Here is a 24,605-nt window from a genome sequence, read left to right on the forward strand (position 1 = left end):
CCCTCCATCATCCAGGCAAATGCAACGCGCCGGGCACAACAGCCGCTTGGACGAATCGCGCCGTAATATTGCGAGGGGCTAACGAACGGACATCCACACAGTGGTAGAGCAATTCTCGGCTGCACCCGTGAAGGTGGACGGTCGCAAGCGGCGGTGGCACAAGCACAAAGTGGAGCGCCGCAACGAACTGGTAGACGGAACGTTGGAAGCCATCCGCCGACGGGGTCGCCACGTCAGCATGGACGAGATCGCGGCCGACATCGGGGTGTCGAAGACGGTTCTGTACCGATACTTCGTCGACAAGAACGACTTGACCACCGCGGTGATGATGCGGTTTGCCCAGACCACGCTCATCCCGAACATGACCAAGGCGCTGTCCTCGAACCTCGACGGTTTCGATCTCACGCGCGAAATCATCCGGGTCTACGTGCAGACGGTCGCGGCCGAACCCGAGCCGTACCGGTTCGTGATGGCGAACGGCTCGGCGAGCAAGAACGTCGCGGACTCTGAGCGGATCATCGCCCGCATGCTCGCGGTGATGCTGCGCCGCCGCATGTCCGCGGTCGGGATGGACACGCGAGGCGCGGAAGCGTGGGCTTACATGACGGTCGGTGGGGTGCAGCTGGCCACCCACTCGTGGATGTCGGACCCTCGAATGAGCGCCGACGACCTGATCGACTACCTGACGATGATGTCGTGGAATGCCTTGTGCGGCATCGTCGAGGTTCGCGGATCGCTGGAAATGTTCAGGGAACAACCGCATCCGCCTCCGCTACTGCCCGCGCCCGACTAACCTGCCACCATGGCCAAGAAGCCCGAGCTGCCCGATGTGTGGACCCATGAGCCTCGAAAGGTGCTGGCGTTCAGCGCCGGCGACAAGGTAGCCGACATCGACACCCGTGCCACACCGGGATTCAAGGGATCGAAGAGCGATGCCCCCGATCTCCTTCTCGAGCGCTGTGCGGAATACGCCGAGCTGCAGGAGATGCTGTACGCCCGCAGCAGAGAGGGCGATAACCGCTCGATTCTGCTCGTACTTCAGGGCATGGACACCTCAGGCAAGGGCGGAATCACCAAACACGTTGTGGGATCCGGTAATCCGCAGGGAATCAGATACACCAGCTTCGGCAAGCCCACCGAGGAAGAAACCAAACACAATTACCTGTGGCGCATTCGGCGCGCTCTGCCGGCGGCGGGACATATCGGGGTCTTCGACCGTTCCCACTACGAGGATGTGCTGATCGTGCGTGTGCACAACCTGGTGCCCCAGGATGTGTGGGACAAGCGCTACGAAGAAATCAACAGGTTCGAGAACAAGCTCGTCGCCGACGGGACGACGGTCGTCAAGGTCGCGCTTTGCATCTCGCTCGGCGAGCAGAAGAAGCGGTTGATGGAACGCCTTGAGCGACCGGACAAATACTGGAAGTACAACCCCTCCGACGTCGACGAGAGAATGCTCTGGCCCAAATACATGGAGGCGTACCAGGCGGTGTTCGACCGCTGCTCGACTGAGCATGCGCCGTGGTTCGTCGTGCCCGCCGACAGGAAGTGGTATGCGCGCCTTGCGATCACCGAGCTGCTGATCGAAGCGCTGACGAGCCTCCATTTAACCTGGCCGCCAGCTGATTTCGACGTAGAGGGCGAGAAGAAGCGCCTCGCCGCCACTTAGCCCTTTCGGCTTGGGCGTCGCTGTGCCGCGCCGAGAACCCACTTGTTGACGTATCCGGGAAAAAATCCGTCAACAAGTGGGTTCTCGACGCATGAGAATTCAGCGGTGGGGGGATTCGATGCGCTGGTTGTGGCGTCTGAGGCAATTGCATCGGGAGTACTGACGCGCCAACAGTTGCGCAGGTACTACACCATGGTGCATCGCAATGTCTATCTGCTCAACGGACTCGAGCTGGACGCGTACTGGCGGGCTCGAGCAGCGTGGCTGTGGTCGGGTCGCGACGCGGTGCTCGTGGGCCATTCCGCCGCCGCCATCATGGGCGTCAAGTGGATACCTGACGATCTCCCCGCAGAACTGGGACGCTCCAAGGCACGCGCGACGGACGGGGTGATTGTGCGCAGCGACGCTTTCGCGCCCGATGAGGTCTTTCGGGTGGGCGACATGACGTGCAGCACCGGAGCTCGCACCGCCTACGACCTCGGTCGCCGACTCCCGTTCGATACGAACATCATCCGTGTGGACTCGGTGCTGAACGCGCGTCGATGCTCGGTCGATGACGTGTCCAGGATCGCCGACCGTTATCCCGGTGCGCGTGGAATTCGCCAACTGCGACGCGTCCTCGCCCTCGCCGATGCCGGCGCCGAGTCGCCGCAGGAGACGCGGCTACGACTACTTCTCGTGCGCGCCGGCCTGACACCGATCATCACGCAGATCCGCGTAGGCAATCGACGCATCGACATGGGTTGGCCCGAGTACAAAGTCGGCGTCGAATACGACGGAGAGCAGCACTGGACGAATCCCGATGACTACGCGAAAGATATCGAAAGGCTGGAATTCCTAGCAGCGCAGGGCTGGATCATCGTACGGGTGAGCTCAACTCAGCTGGGCTTCAACCCGGCCCACGTGGTCGAACGTGCACGCCGCGCGCTGGTGTCACGCGGATACGTGCGCTCGGTGTAGAGCACTAGTAGCTGTAGAAGCCGCGCCCGGACTTTTTGCCCAGCTGGCCCGCCTCGACCATCCGCAGCAGCAAGGGCGGCGGGGCGTAGTTCGGATCCTTCAACTCGTCGTACATCGAGTCGGCGATCAGCTTCATCGTGTCGAGCCCGATGAGGTCAGACAGCCGCAGAGGTCCCATCGGGTGTGACAACCCTGCGACCACCGCCTTATCGATGTCCTCGACTGTCGCAGCGCCGGTTTCGACCATCCTGACCGCGGAGAGCAGATAAGGCACCAGCAGCGCATTGACGATGAACCCCGACCGGTCACCGCACCGCACCACCTGCTTGCCCAACACACCGCTCGCGAACTCCTCGACTCTCGCAGCCGCTTCGTCGGAGGTAACAAGCGTGCTGATCAGCTCGACGAGAGGCAGCACCGGCACCGGATTAAAGAAGTGCAGGCCGAGCACGCGGCTCGGATTCTTCGTTGCCGCAGCGATTTTCATGATCGGGATGCTCGACGTGTTCGACGCGAGCACCGCGTCCGGATCGGTGATGAGCTCGTCGAGCTCGGTGAAGATCCGGCCCTTGACCGTCTCGTCCTCGATGACGGCCTCGATCACGAGCTGGCGGTCAGACAGATCGGCGAGGCTCGTGGTGAAACTCAGCTTGGCCAGCGCGGCATCCCGATCGCTTTCGGAGAGCTTGCCCTTTGCAGCCGCGCGCTCGAGCGACTGGGTGATTCGCTCGCGGCCGGCGTTGACCAGCTCTTCGGTGGGCTCGAACACCACGACATCGGCGCCCGCCTTCGCCGACACCTCGGCGATGCCTGAGCCCATCTGGCCGGCCCCGATGACGCCCACGCGTTCAATGCTCATGGGCTCAACTATTTCCCAGCCGCGAGCAGACACAAAATCGCGTGTTTGGGGCGGTAATTATGCGATTTTGTGTCTGGTGGCCGGGCAGGCCCGGCGAACACCGCTGGACGATGTCAGTGGAACTGGCCCTCTTCGGTCGAGCCGGTCAGCGCCGTCGTCGACGAGGTCGGGTCCACCGTGGTGGCAATCCGGTCGAAGTAGCCCGCACCCACCTCACGCTGATGCTTGGTGGCCGTGTAGCCCCGCTCCTCGGCGGCGAACTCGCGCTCCTGCAGCTCGACGTACGCGGTCATCTGGTTGCGCGCGTACCCGTAGGCCAGGTCGAACATCGAGTAGTTCAGCGCGTGGAAGCCGGCCAGCGTGATGAACTGGAACTTGAAGCCCATCGACGCCAGCTCCTTCTGGAACTTCGCAATCGTCGCGTCGTCGAGGTGCTTGCGCCAGTTGAACGACGGCGAGCAGTTGTACGCCAGCATCTGGTCGGGGAACTCCGCCTTGACGCCCTCGGCGAACTTGGCAGCCAGCTCGAGATCCGGCGTGCCGGTCTCCATCCAGATCAGATCGGCATACGGCGCATACGCCTTGGCACGCGCGATGCAGGGCTCCAGGCCGTTGCGGACCCGGTAGAAGCCTTCCTTCGTCCGCTCGCCGGTGATGAACGGACGGTCGCGCTCGTCGACGTCGGAGGTGATCAGCGTCGCGGCCTCGGCGTCGGTGCGGGCGATGACGACGGTCGGCACGTCGGCGACGTCAGCGGCGAGACGCGCAGACGTCAGTGTGCGGATGTGCTGCTGGGTCGGGATCAGAACCTTGCCGCCCAGGTGACCGCACTTCTTCTCGGATGCCAGCTGATCTTCCCAGTGCGACCCCGCGACGCCTGCGGCGATCATCGCCTTCTGGAGTTCGTAGACGTTGAGCGCGCCGCCGAAGCCGGCCTCGCCGTCGGCGACGATCGGCACCAGCCAGTTGTCGACGGAGTGGTCGCCCTCGACCTTGGCGATCTCGTCGGCACGCATCAGTGCGTTGTTGATCCGGCGCACCACCTGCGGCACCGAGTTGGCCGGGTACAGGCTCTGGTCGGGATACGTGTGGCCGGACAGGTTCGCGTCACCGGCGACCTGCCACCCCGAGAGGTAGATGGCCTTCAGGCCGGCGCGCACCTGCTGAACCGCCATGTTCCCCGTCAGCGCGCCCAAGGCGTTGACCCACTCCATGTCGTGAAGCTGCGACCACAGGATCTCCGAGCCGCGGCGCGCGAGCGTCGACTCCTCGACGACGGTGCCCTGCAGGGCGACGACGTCCTGCGGCGTGTAGCTGCGGGTGGTGGACTTCCAGCGGGGATTGGTGTCCCAATCGTGCTGTATCTGCTCTGGTGTCTTGGGCTGGCCAACGGCTGACATTACGCGCTCCTCTGAGTTCCCGATAAGCCGCGTTGTTAATGGTCCGGCGGCTTTATAACTGTGCTAACAACGACCATGGCACAGCCCATCCCTGCAGGTCCAGCTGTTGTAGTTGCAAATTTTAGCTAGGCCAAGCACCCATTTTGTGAATCTTGCGAAGCAAGCTCTCAGCTTTACCGGTTCAGTTGCTACTGCTCGGTAACCTCATTGCCGCAGGTCATCGCTGCGAACGGCAGGTGTCACAGTCTTTACAGAGAAAAGATGGACGCGACGGCCTTGGTTTCGTCGCCGACCAGGTATGTGAGCGTTGTAACAGTCTTGTTCGCGAGCTCTTCACCGAACTGGTCGGTGGAACCCGGCGGGTGGACGTGCGCGACGATCTCCAGTTTGTCGCCGAGGGCGACCGGCGCCTCGTGCTCGATGGTCACGCGCGTCGGATTGCGCAGGATCTCCGGCGTTGCCGACAGGTAGTCCTCGACCACGCTCCAGTACACGGAGTTGTTCATGTGATCGAACAGGTCGATGTCGGTGAACCGCACGGGAAACTCCCGGATCTGGCTGGCGGTGTCCCGAGATCCAGCCTTCAGGTATCCCTTCCACCGCAGCCGGCCGACGTCCGTCGTGCGACGCAGCCCTTCCAGGAAGTCGTCGGAGATCCGCGCCGGGCCCTGGGTCTCGCGGTTGATGTTGATCCAGAACGCCTCGGACTCGATCAGTCCGCGCAGCCGGCCGTCGATACGCACGCGCATCTCACACCAACGGTTCGACGTGCCCGAACACCAGCGCCGCAGCCGCAACAGGTCCGGATACTCGATGGGGCGGATCAGGTCGACCATCGTCCTGCGCACGATCCACAGCGGGTGAGTGTCCTGATAGCCCATCTCTCGCAGCTGGTCTCCGCCGATATCCTGAATGTGCCGGCAGGCCGCGTCGAGCCGAAGCCGGCCGGCGGCGTCAGCGTCGGCGACGCGCAGCGGCCACTCCCGGTCGAAGACGTCCGGATGCGGGTCGGGGACCGGCATCATCACTTTGTCCAGGCTCATCGCAGTGGATCATGCCTTCCGCGTGATCTGAAGACCAACTCCGACGACTCTTGCCAATATTGCGAATTCGCTGTTAGCAATCACGCGTAGGCTGCTCAGCATGCCGAAAACGTTCGTCGGCTCGCGAGTTCGCCAGCTGCGAGGCGAACGCGGGTTCAGCCAGGCGGCGCTTGCCCAGATGCTGGAGATCTCCCCCAGCTACCTCAACCAGATCGAACACGATGTGCGGCCGCTGACAGTCGCGGTTCTGCTCCGGATCAGCGACGTGTTCGGCGTCGACGCGACATTCTTCGCGCCGCAGGACGACACCCGGCTGGTCGCCGAACTTCGCGAGGTCACGACGGACCGCGACCTCGATATCGACGTCGACATGGCCGAGGTCGCCGACATCGTCAGCGCCCACCCCGCACTGGCCAAGGCGATGGTCAACCTGCATCGGCGCTACCGGATAACCACGGCGCAGCTGGCCGCCGCCACCGAAGACCGGTACAGCGACGGAAGCAGCGGCAGTGGGGCGATCAGCATGCCTCACGAGGAAGTGCGCGACTACTTCTATCAGCGGCAGAACTACCTGCATGAGCTCGACTCCGCCGCCGAAGACCTGACCGTGCGGATGCGGCTGCATCGCGGCGAGCTGGCCACCGACATCGGCCAGCGGTTGTCCCAGGTGCATGGCGTTCGGATCGTGCGGCGCACCAACCTTGGCGACACGGTGCTGCACCGCTACGACCCCCAGACCAAGACGCTGGAGATGAGCGCGCACCTCTCGGGTGGACAACAAGTCTTCAGGCTCGCGGCCGAGCTGGCGTACCTGGAGTTCGGCAGCCAGATCGACGAGATGGTGGACGAGGGCAAGTTCACCAGCGACGAGTCGCGCAAGCTCGCTCGGCTGGGTTTGGCGAACTACTTTGCGGCCGCGACGGTGCTGCCGTACGGCCAGTTCCACGACGTCGCCGAGAACTTCCGCTACGACATCGAGCGGCTCTCCGCGTTCTACTCGGTGAGCTATGAGACGGTGTGCCACCGCCTTTCGACGCTTCAGCGGCCCTCGATGCGAGGCGTGCCATTCTCGTTCGTCCGTGTCGACAAGGCGGGAAACATGTCAAAGCGCCAGTCCGCCACGGGTTTTCATTTCTCGGCGAGCGGGGGAACCTGCCCGCTGTGGAACGTCTACGAAACGTTCTCCAATGCCGGCAAGATCCTGGTGCAGATCGCCCAGATGCCCGACGGGCGCAGCTACATGTGGGTGGCGCGCACGGTGGAACGGCGGGCCTCGCGATACGGTCAACCGGGTAAGACATTTGCGATAGGCCTGGGTTGCGAGCTTCGGCACGCGCACCGGCTCGTCTACTCGGAGGGACTTGATTTGTCGGGCGACATCGCCACCCCCATAGGCGCGGGATGCCGCGTGTGCGAGCGTGACAACTGCCCCCAGCGGGCGTTCCCCGCGCTGGGCCGTGCGCTGGACCTCGACGAGCACCGCAGTACCGTGTCGCCCTACCTGGTGCGCCCGGCATGACCGCCCCGCGGATCGAGCCCGGTTCACTGCGCGAGCTCGGCCTCATCAACTGGGTGATCTGCAAGGTGACGGCGCGCGGGATCCGAAGGCCGGAATTCCATCTGTTCACCGTCCTGGGACAACACAGACTACTGCTCAAGGCGTTCATCCCTTACGCGTCGATCCTGCTGAGTTTCGGAAAGCTGCCCCGCCGCGACGCCGAGTTCGTCATTCTGCGCATCGGGCATCTGCGCGACTGCGAATACGAACTGCAACAGCATCGCCGGCTCGCGCGCAGCCGCGGTGTAGACGCGGAGACGCAAGCCAAGATCTTCGACGGACCGCAGGCCGCTGGACTGACAGATCGTGAGCGGGCGTTGATCAAGGCCACCGACGAATTCGTCTTGCAACGCAACGTGTCACAAGAGACCTGGGATGAACTGACGTGTCACCTCGACAGACGGCAGCTCATCGAATTCTGCTTGCTGGCAGCGCAATACGACGGGCTAGCGGCAACGATCAACACGTTGAACATCCCGCTCGACTTTCCCGACTGATCATCGCGGGCACGCAGTCAGCGGCCACCGAACGTCGTGGTGTTCGTCGACGTCACCAGGAAGCCTTGCGGCGCGACGCCGCCGCCCATGCACGCGACTCCGCCATCCTGTGTCGCCATGCAGGTGGCGCCGTAGGTGTAGACCTTCTGGCCCGCGGGAAGCTGCTTGACCGGTCCCGGGTACGTCGGCTTCGGCGGGGCCTCAGCCTTGCGAGTGCCCGCCGGCCCGGCGAACTCGACGAAAACCTCGTTGTCCCCGTTGCTCACCCCGGGAAGCTTTCCGCCGCAAGCGATTGTGCCGCCGCTGTAGATCGACATCTTGCATGTCAATCCGTTTGCGACAGTGAACACGGGGAAGATGTTTTTCGGCCCGTCACCGGGGACGTAGCTGGTTTCGGTTACCGCGCACAGCGCCGACGGCCGCGCTGCGCGTCGCGTGCTCCGAATTCGCATAAGCGTCACGTTGTGCCGGGTGGATTGCGATCTGACAGAAGCGGCAGCGCCGGATCCCAGGCGGTTCCGTCGCGTTCGTCACGGCGTTTCCTGGCGATCGCGCACAGCGCTTCGAGCACCACGCGGTTGGCCAGGGCGGCGGTGATGTCGGCGTGGTCGTAGGGCGGGCTGACCTCGACCACATCCATTCCGACAACGGGCATTTCGAGACAGATCCGCCGAACGGCGTCGAGTAGTTCACGGGCGCTCAGGCCGCCGGGTTCCGGCGTGCCGGTGCCGGGCGCGTGCCCGGGATCGCAGACGTCGATGTCGACCGACAGGAACACGCCCTCGCAGTCGTCGGTGGCGATGGTGAACGCTTCGGTCAGGCACACATTCAGGCCGCGGGCGCCGATCTCCGTCATCTCGTAGCTGCGCATGTTCTGCGCGGCCATCCAGTCCAGCGTGTCGGGCGGCGGCCAGTACCCGCGCAGCCCGATCTGAAGGAACCGATCGCCGCGCAGTGCACCGGATTCGATGAGCCGGCGCATCGGCTGGCCGTGACCCCACAGCGAACCGAATTCGATGTCACCGGTGTCGGCGTGCGCGTCGAAATGCAGCATCGAAATACGGCCGTGGCCAACGACATTCGCGATACCCTTGGCGTCCGGGAACGCGATCGAGTGATCACCGCCGAGCACTACCGGGATCGCGCCGGTGCGGGCCACCTTCTCCACGGCGGCTTCCAGCGTGGCCAGGGCGGTTTCGATGTCGCCTGAGTACATCTCGACATCTCCCGCGTCGACGACCGCAAGGTCGACGAGCCCGTCCGTGCGCAAAGCCAGACTCGGCCGGGAACCGTCATGCGGCAGATAGTCGCGCATCCGGATTGCCATCGGACCGTATCGCGCCCCGGGCCGCGCCGATGTCCCGCCGTCGAACGGCGCGCCGAGGATCACCACCTGAGCATCGGCGTACGTCGCTGGGTCGTCGAGGTCGCACATCGGCACCCCGAGGAAGGTGAAGTCGGGGCCGAATTGCTGTCCGTAGCGCGCCATTTCAACCGCCAACTACGCAGGCGCCGCGACGGACACGGTCGCGGTCTCGACCTTCGCGCTGCGAAGCTCGCGGGACTGGTCGGGCAGGCCCAAAGTCTCTGATGTGCAACAGAAAAGGGTGCGGCCGTCGTCGCCGCCGAGCGCGCATGCGATCGCGTGGCGACCCGGCGTGTCGATGACGTCGGTGATTTCGCCGCCCTCCCGCACCCGCGCGAACCGGCGTGACGTGGGGGAAGAAAACCAGATCGCGTCCTCGGCGTCGATGCAGATGCCGTCGGGGAAGTCGCCCTCGGGCAGGCCTGCCCACACCCGCTGGTCGGACAACTCCCCGTCGGACCCCAGCGAGAACCCGAAGAGCCGCGCGCCGGCGCTTTCTGCCACGACGAGAGTCTTGCGGTCCGCCGTGACGACGATGCCGTTCGCGAACTTCAGGCCGTCGACGACTTCGTGCGCGCTGCCGTCCGGGTCGACGCGCAGCAGGGCGGCCGGACGAAACGGCTCAGCGTTGAAGAAGTCGCTGCCGAACTGCGAGATGAACGCGTATCCGGCGTCGTCCACGAGCATGTCGTTGATGGCAGCTGGCGCGAGACCGCTCAGATCGGCGTGCTCGGTCAGCGAGCCGTCGTCGCCGCGACGCAGGACCTTGCGGTCGTCCATCGACACGATCAGCATGCTGCCGTCGGGCAGCCAGCCGAGGCCCGAGGGCGCGGTGGTGTCGAGTTGTACCAGAACCTCAATCGCGCCGTCGGTCGTCACCCGCAGCACCTCGTGCGCGTGCATGTCGGAAACATAGAGCGCTTTGTCGTGCCAGCGCGGGCCCTCGAGGAACGCGCGGCCGTCGACCAGCGTCTGCAGGTCAGGCATGTCAGAAGTTGATCATGTGGCCGGCCAGGCCGTGGAAGCATTCTTGCAGCGCCTCCGACAGCGTCGGGTGCGTATGCACGTTGCGGATCAGCTCGTTCACGGTGAGATCCCACTTCTGCGCCAGCGTGAGCTCGGGCAGCAGCTCGGACACGTCTGGGCCGATGAGGTGTCCGCCGAGCAGCTCGCCGTACTTCCCGTCGGCGACGAGCTTGACGAACCCGCTCGAGTCGCCGAGCCCGTGAGCTTTCGCGTTCGCCGTGAACGGGAACTTGGCGACCTTGACGTCGTAGCCCTCGTTGCGAGCCTGCTCCTCGGTGAGGCCGAAGCTGGCCACCTGCGGCACGCAGAAGGTGGCCCTCGGCATCATCCTGTAGTCACCGAGCTCCAAAGTCTCTGCGCCGGCGATGGTTTCGGCAGCCACCACACCCTGCGCCTCAGCAACGTGGGCGAGCTGCAACAGTCCGGTGACGTCGCCGATCGCGTAGATGTGCGGCACGTTGGTCCGCATCAGCCCATCGATACCGATCGCCTTGCGCTCGGTGAGCTTCACCCCAGCGGCATCCAGGCCGAAGCCCTCGACGTTGGGGGCGAAACCGATGGCCTGTAATACTTTGTCGGTCTTGAGTTCCTGTGTCTTGTCGTCTTTGCTCACCGTGACATAAACGGAACCGTCGGCCCCTTCGTCCCTGATCGACTCGACCTTGGTGCCGGTCAGGATCTTGACGCCGAGCTTCTTGAACTGCTTCTCGATCTCCTTGGAGACTTCGGCGTCTTCGTTCGGCAGGGCACGCGGCAGGAACTCGACGATGGTGACGTCGACGCCGAAATTGGCCAGCACGTAACCGAATTCCATGCCGATCGCGCCTGCTCCGGCGATCACGATCGAGCCGGGCAGGTCGCGCGAGAGGATCTGTTCCTCGTAGGTGACGACGTTGCCCGACAGCGATGTGCCGGGCACCAGCCTCGTGCTGCTACCGGTCGCGATGATCGCGTTGTCGAACGTCACTTCCTCCGTGCCACCATCGTTGAGGTCGACGGTGAGGGTGTTCGCGTCCTTGAACTTCCCGTACCCGTGGATCTCAGTGATCTTGTTCTTCTTCATCAGGTAGTGCACCCCGGCGACGCGACCGTCGGCGACCTTGCGGCTGCGGTCGAACGCCACTCCGTAGTCGAGTGTCGCCTCGCCGGTGATGCCAAAGGTCTTAGCCTCCTTGGTGATGATGTGGGCCAGCTCGGCGTTGCGCAGCAACGATTTCGACGGAATACAACCGACGTTGAGACAGACGCCGCCCCAGTACTTGGGTTCGACGACCGCGGTGTTCAAACCGAGCTGTGCGGCACGAATGGCCGCGACGTATCCGCCGGGGCCGGCTCCGATGACAACGACGTCGTAGTGGGTCACAGGGTCACCTTAGTGCGGCGCATAGGCCGCCTTCCAAGGACTACGGATACTTGACCAGCGCGAGCTCTTGCTTGGCTCGTTCCGAACCCTTCGCAAATCGTGCCTCTCAATAGGGAATGAGCCCGACGAAGCACCGCGGCTTCAGCGGGCTACTGCAGTAATACGTGCCGTGCATCGGAGCCGCGCCGGCAGTCGCCGCAAACGGTGCGGTCAGCACCGCGATCGCGAGCGCCGCGATCAGAGGCCGCTGCCCGGCCATCGCGAACAGCAGGGCCGCGACGGTGCAACCGATCACGAAAACCAGCACCACGAAGACCGGCCAGGTCTTGTCCATGGAGTGAATCCACCAGTAATACAAACTGATTCCGATCGCGCTGGCCGGGATCCACACCGCCAGCAATACCGAGAGGAAGGTCCACCACCTGACGAAGTGGTACCTGACCGGTTCCTCTAGGGTCGCCGACGGCTCGGTGGATGCCAACGGGAGCGGTTCCGACGGCACTTCGGGGCTGGGTTCGACCGGACCGGGTTGCAGGCCGTCAGACACCTTGCGCCGCCTGGATCGCGACCAGGACGCCGAACCATCCGGGTGTCACCGCCAACGAGAACACGCCGAGTGCGGTCATCCACCGCTTGCGCCCGATCACGAGGAGAACCAGGCCGATCAGGCTGGGCACGCCGACGACGAGGCCGACCACCGCGTCGGGCCGGACCTTCTCGGTGACCAGCGCCGTCGCGGCGACGCCAGCGACCATGCCGAACGCGACCCCCAACAACATCGAGGCGGTCAGCAGCCCCGCCCGGGGAAGCGGAATCACGCCTTCGACATTAGCTGTCCAACTAATGACGAAGCGGTAACCGGCAAGCGTCGGCGGCGTCGGCAACGACGACGGGCCCTGACGCCGGAGGTGGCCGTTCCCCGTCGGCGTAGTCCTTGCCAAGCAGTGGCGGCTGGCGGCCGAGCGCCTCGAGTTCGGCCTCCGTGAACGCCCGGCCCCGGCTGAGGAACCGCATTCCCTCGGGCGCCTCGATGGAAAATCCGCCGCCACGTCCGGGCACGGCGTCGATGATCAACTGGGTGTGCTTCCAGGCGTCGAACTGCGGGCCCGAAATCCACACCGGTGCGTTCTCGACGATCCCGAGCAGCACGTCGCGGTCGCCGACGATGAATTCGCCCTCCGGATAGCACATCGGCGACGACCCGTCGCAGCAGCCGCCTGATTGGTGAAACATCAACGGCCCGTGGCGATCCCGCAACCCGCCGAGCAGCTCGGCGGCGGCCTCGGTGATCAACACCCGTGGCGGAGCCGGGTCCACTAGAAGAACCCTTGGGCCTTGTTACTGTAGCTCACCATCAGGTTCTTCGTCTGCTGGTAGTGGTCGAGCATCATCTTGTGGTTCTCGCGGCCGATGCCCGACTGCTTGTAGCCACCGAACGCGGCGTGCGCGGGATAGACGTGGTAGCAGTTCGTCCACACCCGGCCGGCCTTGATGTCACGGCCAGCCCGGTACGCCGTATTGCCGTCGCGGCTCCACACCCCGGCGCCCAGCCCGTAGAGCGTGTCGTTGGCGATCCGGATGGCGTCGTCGTAGTCGGTGAATGACGTCACCGACACGACCGGCCCGAAGATCTCCTCCTGGAAGATCCGCATGTTGTTGCTGCCCGCGAAGATCGTCGGCTGCACGTAGAAGCCGCCGGACAGCTCGCCGCCCAGCTCGGCCCGCTCCCCGCCCGTGACGACGCGCGCGCCCTCGTCCTTGCCGATCTCGATGTAGGACAGGATCTTCTCCAGCTGATCGTTGGAGGCCTGCGCGCCGATCATCGTCGTGATGTCGAGCGGGTCGCCTTGGCGGACGGCCTTCGTGCGGATCGCGGCCAGCTCGAGGAACTCGTCGTAGATGTCGGCCTGGATGAGCGAGCGCGACGGGCACGTGCACACCTCGCCCTGGTTCAGCGCGAACATCGTGAACCCCTCCAGGGCCTTGTCCTGGAAGTCGTCGCCGGCCGCCATCACGTCGGAGAAGAAAATGTTGGGGCTCTTGCCGCCCAGTTCAAGCGTCACCGGGATCAGGTTCTGCGAGGCGTACTGCATGATCAGCCGGCCGGTGGTGGTCTCGCCGGTGAACGCGATCTTGGCGATGCGGTTGCTCGACGCGAGCGGCTTGCCTGCCTCGAACCCGAACCCGTTGACGACGTTGAGCACGCCCGCCGGCAGCAAGTCGCCGATCAGTGTCAGCAGATAGAGGATCGACGCGGGTGTTTGTTCGGCCGGCTTCAACACCACCGCGTTGCCCGCGGCCAGCGCTGGGGCAAGCTTCCAGGTGGCCATCAGGATCGGGAAGTTCCACGGAATGATCTGGCCGACCACGCCGAGCGGCTCATGGAAGTGGTATGCGACGGTGTCCTCGTCGATCTGGGAGAGAGACCCTTCCTGCGCACGGATCGCGGCGGCGAAGTAACGGAAGTGGTCGACGGCCAACGGCAGGTCGGCATTGAGCGTCTCGCGGATCGGCTTGCCGTTGTCCCACGACTCAGCCAGCGCAAGCGATTCCAGGTTCGCCTCGATACGGTCGGCGATCTTGTTGAGAATCAGCGCACGATCCGCCGGTGCGGTCTTGCCCCACGCCGGCGCGGCAGCATGCGCGGCGTCCAATGCCTTTTCGATGTCGGCGTCGGTGGAGCGGGGTATTTCGCAGAACGCCTGACCAGTGATCGGCGTGGGATTGTCAAAGTATTCCCCGCCGACCGGCGGTACCCATTCGCCGCCAATGAAATTGCCGTACCTCGAGTCATACGACATCAACGAACCCTCAGCGCCAGGGCGTGCATAGACAGTCATTGGCGACTCCTCTTGATCGTGTGACAACGCTCACGTTACTCGCGCGCCAGTGGACGACCGCAGCGCTACGAGTCAAGCAGGAACGACTCGCTGCAGAGTCCTCAATAAAGGACCGAAATCTCTACCGAAGCCTGCGTGCGTCATGTCCAATCCATGCCGGCGAGCGAGGGGAGCAAGCGATTCAGGTAGGTCCGTCGCGCTCGGCATGCACGCACCCTCCACTAGAACAGGTATGACGCGAACTTCACGACGGGCCAAGGCCGTTTCTATCTCCAAGCGCACGAAGTCGTTCGGATCGTCTAGTCGCCGTCGTCCGTCCGGGCCGGTGCTCAGCCAGTTAGGTCCGATGACAACCAGCATGGCACTGCATTTCGCGAGCCAGTGATCAATCACCTCCGTAAAGTCGAGCCCGAGTTCGATCGTGTCGACATCCATGAAAATCCGCCGCGCGTCGAAGTGCCGACATAGTCGTTCATAGATGCGTCCGGCGAAACTTCGTTCATCTCCTCGTCGGTAGCTGATGAAGATTCCGGATCCTTGAAGCTCTGCCTCCCTCCTGCTCTCGGCGCTTTCGAGCGCGCCAAGCAATTCCTGTAGACCTTCAGTCGCGAGTTTGACTGAATGCCCGTGCCCGACCCCGACCGCGGTCGCCGGTCCGTCGCCAAACAGGTCGATACACGGAGTATCGGTGTGCAACGTGTCACCGGCTGACGGCTCGAGTCGGACGAGGATGATTTCCTTGTTTAGATTCTCAGCGGTGCGGTACTCAGCGAGGCAATAGGGAGACGCCTCATATGTTGAGGACACAAGGCAAACGACTACCCCGCTTCTCTCTTGAGCGTCTCGAAGGGCGTCTTCCCATCTCATGCCAGGCCCAATTTCGCTGGATAGCTCGAGGTCTAGGTAGATGTCGTTCGCCAGGTAAGGCATCCGGTCGACAAGCCACTGCTTTAGTGCCAGCGCAGCATGATTGTCGGCACTGGCGTGGCTGATGAAGATCCTCCACATTGCACCCCATTGTGCGGGGCTGTCAGCCACAGCGTCGCCGAACTAGCGGATGATGGCGGCCTCATCGTGCGCCGACGATACTGCTGAAACAATGCCCCGATGAGCGATCCCTACCTCTGGCTGGAGGACATCGACGGCGACGACGCGCTCGACTGGGTACGCACGCATAACGATCCCGCGCTTGCTGAATTGCGAACGGAACGCTTTGAGGAGTTTCGAGAGCAGGCGCTGGAGGTGCTCGACACCGATACCCGCATCCCGTATGTGAACCGCCGAGACGAGTACCTGTACAACTTCTGGCGTGACGCGGTCAATCCGCGGGGTCTGTGGCGACGGACGACGTTGGACCAGTACCGCAGCGAGCATCCGCAGTGGGACGTGATCGTCGACATTGACGAGCTGAGTCGAGCCGACGACGAAAGCTGGGTGTGGGCCGGCGTCGACGTCATCAGGCCGCAGTCCACCCGCGCATTGATCAGCCTGTCCCGAGGCGGCTCCGATGCAGTAGTTGTCCGTGAATTCGACATGACCACACGCGAATTCGTCGCCGACGGTTTCATCCTGCCCGAGGCCAAGACCGACATCAGCTGGGAAGACGAAGACACCACTTTGCTCGGTACGGATTTCGGCGAGGGCTCGCTCACCGACTCCGGCTATCCACGTGTGGTCAAACGGTGGCGCCGAGGGCAGCCGCTCGCAGATGCGCAGACCGTCTTCTCCGGGGCAAGCAGCGACGTGTCGGTGCGCGCATCCGTGGACCGCACACCAGGATTCGAACGCACCTTCATCCAGCGTGCCACCGACTTCTTCAACGCCGATACCTACGAGTTACGCGACGGCGAACTCATTCGTCTCGATGTCCCGACCGACGCCGTCGTGGATGTGCATCGCCAATGGCTGTCGATCCTGTTGAAGACGGACTGGGCCCGGGCAGAAGCCACGTACACCGCCGGCTCGCTGCTCGTCGCCGGCTATCACGACTTCCTTGCCGGCACTGCAGAACTGCACGTGGTATTCGAACCCAACGCACACACCAGTTTCAGTCACTCCGCTTGGACGCGTGACGATCTCGTCGTCGTCACGCTGGTCGACGTCGCAAGCCGGGTCGAGGTCGTCACACCCGGAGAATGGCGGTCTGAACCGGTCGCGGGGATCCCCGAGCACACCGACACCCAGATCGTCTCGGCGGATCCCACCGGCGACGAAATCTTTCTCGACTCAAGCGGTTACACCGTGCCGTCGCGCCTGTTGCACGGCACCGCACATGAGGCGCTCGAAGTCATCAAAGCGGCGCCCGCGTTCTTCGACGCCGACGATCTGGACGTCACCCAGCGCTTCGCCACCTCCGCCGACGGTACGTCGATTCCCTATTTCGTGGTCCGCCATCGCGATTCAGGCGGACCCTTGCCGACGCTACTCGGCGGCTACGGCGGCTTTCAGGTGTCGAACACTCCCGGGTACAGCGGCGTGCTCGGCCGGCTGTGGCTGGCGCGCGGCGGCAACTACGTGACGGCCAACATCCGCGGAGGCGGCGAGTACGGCCCGGGATGGCACCAGCAGGCCATGCGCGAGGGCAGACACCTCGCGTTTGAGGACTTCGCCGCTGTGGCAGAGGATTTGGTGGCGCAGGGGATTACCACGGTCGAGCAGCTCGGCGCTCAGGGCGGAAGCAACGGCGGCCTGCTGATGGGTGTGATGCTCACGCGCTATCCGGAGCTGTTTGGTGCACTGGTCTGCAGCGTCCCGCTGCTGGACATGAAGCGGTTCCACCTGCTGCTGGCCGGCGCGTCGTGGATGGCCGAGTACGGAAATCCGGACGACCCCTCCGATTGGGAATTCATCAAGGAGTATTCGCCATATCACAACATCTCAGTGGATCGGCGCTACCCCGCGCTGCTGATCACCACGTCGACCCGAGACGACCGAGTGCACCCGGGCCACGCCCGCAAGATGGTGGCCGCGCTGGAGGCGACAGGACACCGTGTCCGGTATTACGAGAACATCGAAGGCGGCCACTCAGGTGCGGCGGACAACGCGCAGGCGGCATTCAAGGCCGCGCTCACGTACGAATTCCTATGGCAGACAATCGGAAGCGCGACGCCGAGACTGTAACTACGCAGGCCGCTTCTCAAACTTTCGCGCGCCAGATGCAGTTTCAGCGGGGGCTAAACGACGCGCTGCAGAGTGGAGTGCAGCCGGTCGAAGTCCGAGCCGAATCCGGCATGCGACATCGTCAAGGCATTTCTGCGGGCGAGAGGCTTCAGCGGATCAGGCAAATCGGTGGCATTGGGCACTGATGCGCCGTCGACGAGTACCGGAATCACCCGAACACCCGGACGGGCCAATGCGCTTGCGACCTCGATGCGTACGAAGTCGTCAGGATTGTCGAGCCGACGGCTCCCGTCAGGCGCTTTGCAATCGAGCCACTTGTTGCCGATCACGACCAACACCACTCTGCACCGTTCGAGCCAGCCATCGATCACTTCTTGAAAATCCATTCCAAGTTCGATGGAATCCACATCCATAAAGATTCGATCAGTAGCAAAGTTACGCAGAAGCCGTTCGAAAAGCCTTCCCGCGAAGTTGCTTTCATCATCACGGCGATAGCTGATGAACACGCCGGAAGGCCCGGGAGTCGGTTGCGAATGAGCGGGTGGCATCACGGGCTGAGACAACTGGTGTATCGGCGGCGGCATGGAAGCTTGCGGTGAGAGGGTCGGGGGCGGCCACGCGACCGGGTTGCCAATGGCCGATTGGCGTCGCTTCGCGTTCCTGCGGCGCCAGGCGCGAATCACCGCGATCGCCGTGAACGCCGCAACAACGATCAGCACGATGAGGAAAAAAGCACCGTCCATTACCGGGACTCTACGGCTGTGTCGCCGCCCCGTCAGACGCTTGGTGGCTGCGTCGGCTCCATGGGTGGCCGCGTGGGCGGGTAACCCTGCACCGGCGGATAACCCTGAGGCTGCATTGCCGGATACGCGGGAGCTGACTTCCGGCGCATCGACTTGCCGAGAACAGCGACCAGAACACCGACCACAACCAGCACACCGCCCGCGATCAGCGCATAGGTCATCCACTGCTGCAAGCTGTCTTCGGCCTGCACCAGCAATGAGTTGGCGATCGTCTGCACGTTGCCGTTGGTCTTGCTCAACGCGGAGTCGACGCGACCGCGCCCGAGCGACAGCGCCACCCATCCGACACCACCCGCCAGCAGTGCCGAAACCCCCAGCGCAGCAAGCGCTATGCCGCGCGACTTGGCGACCACGAGCATCAGTACCGCCGCCACGCCGACGACCAACGCGGAACCGATTGCCCCCCACGGCCCCCACGTCGCCAACGTGCTCAACTGCCCGGGCGCGAACTTGTTCGCCGTGTCCCCGGTCACCGGCACAGTCACGGTGGGGGGCAAGGTGACGCCCTGGCTGGCGAGCTGGGTCTTGAACGACGTGTCAGCCAGCATGGGGCCGAGGTCGATCTCCCAGCCCCGGTCGGTCTGGCGGGCTTTGTTGGTGAACAGCCACTCGTGTGCGATCCGGTTGACGTCGGCGAAGTTGTCGGGGAACACCGAGCTGGCCGTGTAGGTGGTCGCCGCCTGCTGGATCGCGTTGTCGCCGCCGCTGAAACCGTTTTGGCGCGCGGCGGCACTCACCTGTTCGGTCAGGAGTGCTGCCGTTGCTTTTTGTACCCCGGATTGATGACCCGCCACTCGCGCCATGCTGGTGTAGCCGTCGACGTTGATCAGCGTGTGCTGAACCCAATTAAGAGGTATCGCGACGAGCAGTGCGAAGGTGGCAGTGAGCCAAAGGGACACTGCCGAAGCGGAGCGCACGCCATGACCCTACTAGGGGTCCGACGGTCCGGTGTGCCTAACGGTCTCGCGCGACGCGGCGTGGGCGGCGCAGCGCCATCCACATCATCTGCTTGGCCATCCGCGCGGCGGCCTTCGGCGAGGACGAGTAGTAGTTAGCGCCCGCGCCTACCTTGATGCGTGGCTCGACGACCGTCTCGGCCCGGCAGTACTTGCGTACCGTGTCGGCACCGCCGAATCGTGCCCCGATGCCCGACTCCTTCCAGCCGCCCATCGGGGCTGTGGTGCACATCAGGTTCGCGACCACGTCGTTGATGTTCACTGCACCGCAATCAAGTTGCAGTGCAACCTCTTTCGCACGCTCGACGTCACCAGAGAACACGGACGCCGACAATCCGTACGGGCTGTCGTTGGCGAGCCTGATCGCTTCGGGGATGCTCTTGACCTTCATGATCGGCAGCGTCGGACCGAAGGTCTCGGCGGACATGCACTCCATTGAATGGTCGACGTCCACAAGAACCGTCGGCTGATAGAAGCTGCCCTCGCCGGCGATCCGCTCACCTCCAGTGAGCACGCGGGCACCTTTGGCCCTGGCGTCGGCGACGTGCTTCTCCACGATCGCCAGCTGCTGGTCGTCGATCATCGATCCGAAATGAGGACCGTCACCGGCGCCGACCTGGAGCGCCTTGACGTCTCGGACCACCGCATCGACGAACTGGTCGTACACGTGGTCCATGACGTAGACGCGTTCGACGGACACGCACATCTGGCCGGCGTTGAACAATCCGCCCCACACCGCGGCGTGCGCGGCCAGGTCGACGTCGGCGTCGTCGAGCACGATCATCGGATCCTTGCCGCCCAGTTCGAGACTCACCGGCGTCAGCCGCCGCGCGGCACGTTCCATCACCTTGCGGCCCGTCGTGGACGACCCGGTGAAGTGCACGAAGTCGACGTTGTCGATCACGGCCTCGGCCACTTCGCGGGCGCCTTGCGCCAACGCGAACACATCCGGCGCACCAGACTCGCGCCACCCGCGCACCAGCACCTCCGCGGTCAGCGGCGTGCGCTCCGAGGGTTTCAACAGCACCGAGCAGCCGGCCGCGAGCGCGCCGAGTGCATCCATCATCGCGTTGGCGACCGGGAAATTCCACGGCGCGATGATCCCGACGACGGGACGCGGCCGGTAGTGCACGGTGATCTTCTTGATCGCCAGCGCGGGGATCGGCGCGGGGCGGCTGTCCGGTGCCAGCGCTTTTTCCATGGTCTTGATCAGATAGGAGATGATGATGACCAGCATCGGCACTTCCTGCATCGCATCGGTACGGGACTTGCCGGTCTCATTGATCAGGAGTTCCTCGATCTCGTCGCGGTGGTCGCCGAGCCAGACCGCGAAGCGGGCCAGCGCCTTCGCGCGGCCCTTGGCACCGCGCTTCTCCCAGTCGGGTTGCGCCTGCGCCAGCCGCGCGGTGATGCGGGCGATGTCTGCGGGATCCGTCCAGTGCACCTCGCCGGCGACGCCGCCGGTTGCCGGATTGCGGATCGTTGCGGTGCTCGACGGCTTGATGTCCGATGTGGCGGTCATCACGTCATGCTATGCCTCGCAGGTAGGCGGCTTGGCCGAGGTGCTGCGCACAGTCGTCGACGACGCTGACGAGCCGGGCGCTCGCGGTCACCGGCGGGTTCCACCGCTTGTCGACGATGCGTTCCAGATCGTCATCGCTGAGCGTTGCGACGAACGCGAGCGTCATGTCGTGGACCGCGTGGTAGTAGCCAGCGAGCAGCTCCGCCGACGCCCGCACCTTGCGGACTTCGTCGGCGCTGTGCCCGTAACCCGTGTCGTCGCGCGGAAGGTCGAGGCCGAAACGGTCGACCCAGCCGTCGCTCGTCCACACGTCTTCGCGCCCCGCAATGTCGCACACCTGGAGGTCCTGCACCCGCGCGCTGTGCCAAATCAGCCACGCGATGCTGTTGGCCTCGGGCGTCGGCTGGTAGGACGCGACCTCATCGGTCAGCCCGTCGACGAGCTCGTCGACGTGTTCGATCAGGCGGGTGAAGGAATCGCGCAGAAGCTCTTGTGCGGCGGAGCGAGGCTTGTCCGAGCGACCATCGATTCCGGTGAGTTTCGCCATGCGACAAACGTACTCACCGGCTCGCCGTCACCCTCCTGAGGCGAAGTTGGGGCAGAGATGGGTTGTCGCCGCGCTGACGAACAACGTGCCCTGATTGAAGCCGTATTTCTTTTCCACGGCGCTCATCTCGTCCAACACAGAGGTGCCGCTCCTGAGATCTGCGCATGCGGCTTGGCCGGCTGCAAGCGTCTCGGCGGGCGACTTGCCGGGCAGCACGACGTTGTTGATGCGGAGCTCCTCGAGGAACGGACTGCCGTTGACACTCGGCGCAGGGGCCCCGGCGGGGACCACTGCTGCGCATCGGCCGGGCGAGTGCTCGGTCAGGGGCACTGGCTTGCCGTCCACGGAGATGACGCAGTCGTGGCTGCCCGTCTTGTCCGTCCAGTTGAGCGCCACCAGCTGGCCAGTGCTGGCCTGGGCCGACTGCGTCCAGGGCAGCTTCACCCACGTGGTGTCGCTGGGCGGGTAAACCGGGGTGCCGGGATCGGGGATGATCGAGAAGGCGTCGCCTGCTCCGGTGATCTGAAAGGTGACGGTGTGCTGATCGTCGGCTGCAGCCGTGGGCGAGACGGCCAGCGCCGTCGCGCCGAGCATGCTGGCGGCCACCAGAGGCAGCACAGCTCTCGCCGAACGGCGTCGACTCGCAGTAGTCGTGGATTCGTGGGCGGTTGATAAGGACATGGCTTCTCCTGAATTGTGGCTGCGCCGGAGTCGGTTCGGTGGGGCGTGCCAAAATCCTCCCCCGGCGCATCGGTGCGAGCGGCGACTTTGACGATAAATAAGGTGTTCACCCTACAAATGGCGCCGCGGCCTAGCGCGACAGAGAGATCGCGCTCTCCGGACAGTTCTGCTGGCCGACCGCGGCGTGTTGCTCCAGATCGCCGGAGACCTCGTCGACGAGAACGATCGAGTGGCCAAGATCGTCGGCGTCGTACACATCGGGGGCCAGCGTGTAGCACCGGCCGTGCCCGGTGCAGCGCTCCGGATCGACCGAGACGTGCGTCATGGCACGGCCACTCGGAACGTCAGCGGTAGGGATTCGACCGACCGCAATGCGGTGGTGTACTTGAGTTCGGTGCCTGGCGGGATCTCGTAATCCGGTATGCGACGGTGGAATTCGCGCATTGCCACCCGCAGCTCGAGACGGGCGAGGTGCGAGCCCAGGCAGCGGTGCGGTCCGCCGCCGAACGCGCGGTGCCGGTTGGGACTCCGCTTGAAGTCGACGACGTCGGGATCGGCGAACTCGGCCGGGTCGGTGTTGGCCGCGCCGAGCAGCGGGCTGACCCGCTCCCCTCTGCTGATCGGGCACCCGCTGACCTCGAAGTCCTGGACCGCGATACGCGCCACTCCGGGAACCGGCGTCTCCCATCGCAGCAGCTCTTCGATGGCGCCCGGCAAGAGGTCGGGTTGGTCGACGAGAACCTTGCGTTGCTCGGGGTGGCGGGCCAGATAAACGAAGAAGCAGTCCAAAGAATCGGTCACGGTGTCCAGCCCGGCGATCAGGAACAAGAAGCAGATGTCGAGCAGTTCGTCGCGCGACAGCGGCTCGCCCTCGATGCGGGCCGCGATCAGAGAGGACAGCACATCGTCGCGCGGGTTGGCGATGTGGTCGTCGATGGCGCGCTCGAAGTACACGTAGATCTGCTGCGCCGCTGGTGCGGCCGCCTCGCGGTGTTCTTTGAAACCCCGGGCACCCTCCGGCCGGATGACGTCGTCCTTCCAGGCGAGGAACTTGTCGAGGTCAGTGAGCGGCAGGCCGAGCAGTTGCAGGAACACCGTGCACGGCAACGGAACCGCGAACTCCTCGTGGAAGTCGCATGCGCCGCGATCGGCGAACCCGTCGATCTGCCGATTCACCAGCTCCGTGATCGCGGGTTCGCGCGCGGCCATCTCCCTCGGCGTGAAGAGCGGGTCGAGGATGCGCCGGTACTTGGCATGATCGGGCGGGTCGACCTGCAGCGGGATCAGGGGACGCACATTGCCGAGGTCGACGGCGTCCATGTTCGACGAGAACACGTCAGTGCGTTTGAGCGCCATCTCGATGTCGGCGAGCCGGCTGAGCACCACGGGCCCTTCCGGTCCTGGCCGAAACACCGGCGTCGACTCGCGCAGCATCTTGTACATCGGTTGAGGCTCTGCAACACCGACCACCGACTGATCCACATAGCCTTGACTTTCTGTCATTCCGACAGCGTGGCACCAACGGCAGACTCAGTGTCTCATATCACTTGACTGTCATATGATCATAGGGTGATATGTAGGGGTGGACCCTTTCGCGGTGATCGCCGATCCCACCCGGCGCCGAATTCTCGACACGCTCCGCGCAGGCGCCGCGGACGTCACCACATTGGTTGAGCGACTTGCTATTTCGCAATCGTCGGCGTCCAAGCATCTCGGCGTGCTCCGAGACGCCGGCACCGTTCGCGTGGAAGTCGTCGGCAAGCGGCGGGTGTACCACCTCGCGGACGACCCGTTGCCGGCAGTGCTCGCGTGGGTCACGCCGTACCACCGCAAGTGGGCCGCGAGCTTCGACACATTGACCCGACTGATCGACAAGGAGCAGAAATGACGCATCCCTTGGAAGCCACGCTCGAGGACCGCGACGGTCACTGGGTGCTGACGTTCACCCGCGACTTCGGCCGCGCGGTGGCTGACGTGTGGCCGTGGATCACCGACCCGGATTACTTGCGGCGTTGGTCGCCGGTGGTGCCCGACCGCAACCTCGACAGCGTCGGCCCTGCGCAGATCCGGGAGAACCCGGGAGACGATCCCGTCGACGGCACCGTCATCGCCGTCGACCCGCCCCACGAGCTCGTGCACAAGTGGGGTCCGCATGTGCTGCGGTGGCGGCTGACGTCAACCGGCACCGGTTGCAGACTCACGCTCGAGCAGCAGATGCCCGAGCGCACCCACGCGGCGGAGAATGCCGGTGGCTGGCACATCTGCCTCGACGTGCTGGAAGGCAACCTCAACGGCGACAACCCGGACCGGCTCGTCGGCGACGTCGTGATGGAGCACGGGTTCGCGCAGCTCCGCGACGGATACCGGAAAGTTCTGGGCGGCTAGCCCAGAGAAA

At 64.3% G+C, this 24,605-nt stretch carries 27 protein-coding genes; 8 read left to right on the forward strand and 19 right to left on the reverse strand.

What is annotated here, in order from left to right:
- Positions 1-100 precede the first annotated feature (100 nt).
- From QOH60_RS22710 to QOH60_RS22720, 3 genes are all read left to right on the forward strand, one after another.
- Entirely contained in the window at positions 101-793 is a 693-nt protein-coding gene (locus tag QOH60_RS22710) for a TetR/AcrR family transcriptional regulator (RefSeq protein ID WP_526424111.1), read from the forward strand.
- Positions 794-802: 9 nt separating this feature from the next.
- On the forward strand, positions 803-1,669 hold the full coding sequence (locus tag QOH60_RS22715) for a polyphosphate kinase 2 family protein (protein WP_526424112.1): 867 nt from the start codon (positions 803-805) through the stop codon (positions 1,667-1,669).
- A gap of 105 nt (positions 1,670-1,774) precedes the next feature.
- A complete protein-coding gene (locus QOH60_RS22720; RefSeq protein WP_526424113.1) occupies positions 1,775-2,629 on the forward strand; it encodes an endonuclease domain-containing protein in 855 nt (284 codons plus the stop codon).
- 4 nt (positions 2,630-2,633) lie between these two features.
- On the opposite strand, the gene QOH60_RS22725 is transcribed toward QOH60_RS22720, so the two are convergent.
- The 3 genes from QOH60_RS22725 to QOH60_RS22735 form a co-directional block, all read right to left on the reverse strand.
- The gene (locus tag QOH60_RS22725) at positions 2,634-3,488 is read right to left on the reverse strand and encodes a 3-hydroxyacyl-CoA dehydrogenase family protein (RefSeq protein ID WP_526424114.1); all 855 of its coding nucleotides are present in this window, start codon (positions 3,486-3,488) and stop codon (positions 2,634-2,636) included.
- Between the two features lie 113 nt (positions 3,489-3,601).
- The gene (gene aceA / locus QOH60_RS22730; protein ID WP_526424115.1) at positions 3,602-4,888 is read right to left on the reverse strand and encodes an isocitrate lyase; all 1,287 of its coding nucleotides are present in this window, start codon (positions 4,886-4,888) and stop codon (positions 3,602-3,604) included.
- Positions 4,889-5,136: 248 nt separating this feature from the next.
- Positions 5,137-5,931 (reverse strand): acyl-[acyl-carrier-protein] thioesterase, encoded by a 795-nt coding sequence (locus QOH60_RS22735; protein WP_526424116.1) that lies wholly within the window; start codon positions 5,929-5,931, stop codon positions 5,137-5,139.
- A gap of 100 nt (positions 5,932-6,031) precedes the next feature.
- On the opposite strand from QOH60_RS22735, the gene ramB reads away from it, so the two are divergent.
- Positions 6,032-7,450, forward strand: a complete 1,419-nt coding sequence (gene ramB, locus QOH60_RS22740; protein ID WP_526424117.1) for an acetate metabolism transcriptional regulator RamB — start codon at positions 6,032-6,034, stop codon at positions 7,448-7,450.
- Positions 7,447-7,986, forward strand: coding sequence for a carboxymuconolactone decarboxylase family protein (locus QOH60_RS22745; protein ID WP_526424118.1), 540 nt, complete (start codon positions 7,447-7,449; stop codon positions 7,984-7,986). Before ramB ends, QOH60_RS22745 begins: the two co-directional genes overlap by 4 nt.
- 17 nt (positions 7,987-8,003) lie before the next feature.
- Here QOH60_RS22745 and QOH60_RS22750 read toward each other — a convergent pair whose 3' ends face one another.
- From QOH60_RS22750 to QOH60_RS22790, 9 genes are all read right to left on the reverse strand, one after another.
- On the reverse strand, positions 8,004-8,438 hold the full coding sequence (locus QOH60_RS22750; protein ID WP_526424119.1) for a hypothetical protein: 435 nt from the start codon (positions 8,436-8,438) through the stop codon (positions 8,004-8,006).
- A 5-nt stretch (positions 8,439-8,443) separates the two neighbouring features.
- On the reverse strand, positions 8,444-9,475 hold the full coding sequence (gene speB / locus QOH60_RS22755) for an agmatinase (RefSeq protein WP_526424120.1): 1,032 nt from the start codon (positions 9,473-9,475) through the stop codon (positions 8,444-8,446).
- Between the two features lie 12 nt (positions 9,476-9,487).
- A complete protein-coding gene (locus QOH60_RS22760) occupies positions 9,488-10,339 on the reverse strand; it encodes an SMP-30/gluconolactonase/LRE family protein (RefSeq protein WP_526424121.1) in 852 nt (283 codons plus the stop codon).
- 1 nt (position 10,340) lies between these two features.
- Positions 10,341-11,741 (reverse strand): dihydrolipoyl dehydrogenase, encoded by a 1,401-nt coding sequence (lpdA, locus tag QOH60_RS22765; protein ID WP_526424122.1) that lies wholly within the window; start codon positions 11,739-11,741, stop codon positions 10,341-10,343.
- Positions 11,742-11,847: 106 nt separating this feature from the next.
- Complete coding sequence (locus QOH60_RS22770) at positions 11,848-12,288, reverse strand: hypothetical protein (protein ID WP_526424123.1); 441 nt, start codon at positions 12,286-12,288, stop codon at positions 11,848-11,850.
- Complete coding sequence (locus QOH60_RS22775; RefSeq protein ID WP_526424124.1) at positions 12,281-12,559, reverse strand: putative holin; 279 nt, start codon at positions 12,557-12,559, stop codon at positions 12,281-12,283. Before QOH60_RS22775 ends, QOH60_RS22770 begins: the two co-directional genes overlap by 8 nt.
- A 22-nt stretch (positions 12,560-12,581) precedes the next feature.
- Complete coding sequence (locus tag QOH60_RS22780) at positions 12,582-13,058, reverse strand: DUF779 domain-containing protein (protein ID WP_526424125.1); 477 nt, start codon at positions 13,056-13,058, stop codon at positions 12,582-12,584.
- On the reverse strand, positions 13,058-14,581 hold the full coding sequence (gene adh / locus QOH60_RS22785) for an aldehyde dehydrogenase (RefSeq protein WP_526424126.1): 1,524 nt from the start codon (positions 14,579-14,581) through the stop codon (positions 13,058-13,060). The genes QOH60_RS22780 and adh overlap by 1 nt, the downstream gene beginning before the upstream one ends.
- Positions 14,582-14,653: 72 nt before the next feature.
- Positions 14,654-15,589 (reverse strand): TIR domain-containing protein, encoded by a 936-nt coding sequence (locus QOH60_RS22790; RefSeq protein ID WP_526424127.1) that lies wholly within the window; start codon positions 15,587-15,589, stop codon positions 14,654-14,656.
- 99 nt (positions 15,590-15,688) lie between these two features.
- Here QOH60_RS22790 and QOH60_RS22795 point away from each other — a divergent pair, with 99 nt between their 5' ends.
- Complete coding sequence (locus tag QOH60_RS22795; RefSeq protein WP_526424128.1) at positions 15,689-17,701, forward strand: prolyl oligopeptidase family serine peptidase; 2,013 nt, start codon at positions 15,689-15,691, stop codon at positions 17,699-17,701.
- 53 nt (positions 17,702-17,754) lie between these two features.
- Here QOH60_RS22795 and QOH60_RS22800 read toward each other — a convergent pair whose 3' ends face one another.
- The 7 genes from QOH60_RS22800 to QOH60_RS22830 form a co-directional block, all read right to left on the reverse strand.
- The gene (locus QOH60_RS22800; RefSeq protein ID WP_526424129.1) at positions 17,755-18,444 is read right to left on the reverse strand and encodes a TIR domain-containing protein; all 690 of its coding nucleotides are present in this window, start codon (positions 18,442-18,444) and stop codon (positions 17,755-17,757) included.
- A gap of 32 nt (positions 18,445-18,476) precedes the next feature.
- The gene (locus tag QOH60_RS22805) at positions 18,477-19,403 is read right to left on the reverse strand and encodes a hypothetical protein (protein ID WP_526424130.1); all 927 of its coding nucleotides are present in this window, start codon (positions 19,401-19,403) and stop codon (positions 18,477-18,479) included.
- A 55-nt stretch (positions 19,404-19,458) separates the two neighbouring features.
- A complete protein-coding gene (locus tag QOH60_RS22810; protein WP_526424131.1) occupies positions 19,459-20,982 on the reverse strand; it encodes an aldehyde dehydrogenase family protein in 1,524 nt (507 codons plus the stop codon).
- Between the two features lie 4 nt (positions 20,983-20,986).
- Positions 20,987-21,529: a mycothiol transferase gene (locus QOH60_RS22815; RefSeq protein ID WP_526424132.1), complete on the reverse strand. Its 543-nt coding sequence runs from the start codon at positions 21,527-21,529 to the stop codon at positions 20,987-20,989.
- 27 nt (positions 21,530-21,556) lie between these two features.
- Positions 21,557-22,210 (reverse strand): DUF732 domain-containing protein, encoded by a 654-nt coding sequence (locus QOH60_RS22820; RefSeq protein ID WP_526424133.1) that lies wholly within the window; start codon positions 22,208-22,210, stop codon positions 21,557-21,559.
- Between the two features lie 130 nt (positions 22,211-22,340).
- Positions 22,341-22,535, reverse strand: a complete 195-nt coding sequence (locus QOH60_RS22825; RefSeq protein WP_526424134.1) for a ferredoxin — start codon at positions 22,533-22,535, stop codon at positions 22,341-22,343.
- Entirely contained in the window at positions 22,532-23,713 is a 1,182-nt protein-coding gene (locus QOH60_RS22830; protein ID WP_526424135.1) for a cytochrome P450, read from the reverse strand. Before QOH60_RS22830 ends, QOH60_RS22825 begins: the two co-directional genes overlap by 4 nt.
- 79 nt (positions 23,714-23,792) lie before the next feature.
- On the opposite strand from QOH60_RS22830, the gene QOH60_RS22835 reads away from it, so the two are divergent.
- Positions 23,793-24,098 (forward strand): ArsR/SmtB family transcription factor, encoded by a 306-nt coding sequence (locus QOH60_RS22835; RefSeq protein ID WP_526424136.1) that lies wholly within the window; start codon positions 23,793-23,795, stop codon positions 24,096-24,098.
- Complete coding sequence (locus tag QOH60_RS22840) at positions 24,095-24,595, forward strand: SRPBCC family protein (protein ID WP_526424137.1); 501 nt, start codon at positions 24,095-24,097, stop codon at positions 24,593-24,595. Before QOH60_RS22835 ends, QOH60_RS22840 begins: the two co-directional genes overlap by 4 nt.
- Positions 24,596-24,605: the final 10 nt, after the last annotated feature.

The organism is Mycobacterium sp. (assembly GCF_032159765.1).
Taxonomy (GTDB): domain Bacteria; phylum Actinomycetota; class Actinomycetes; order Mycobacteriales; family Mycobacteriaceae; genus Mycobacterium.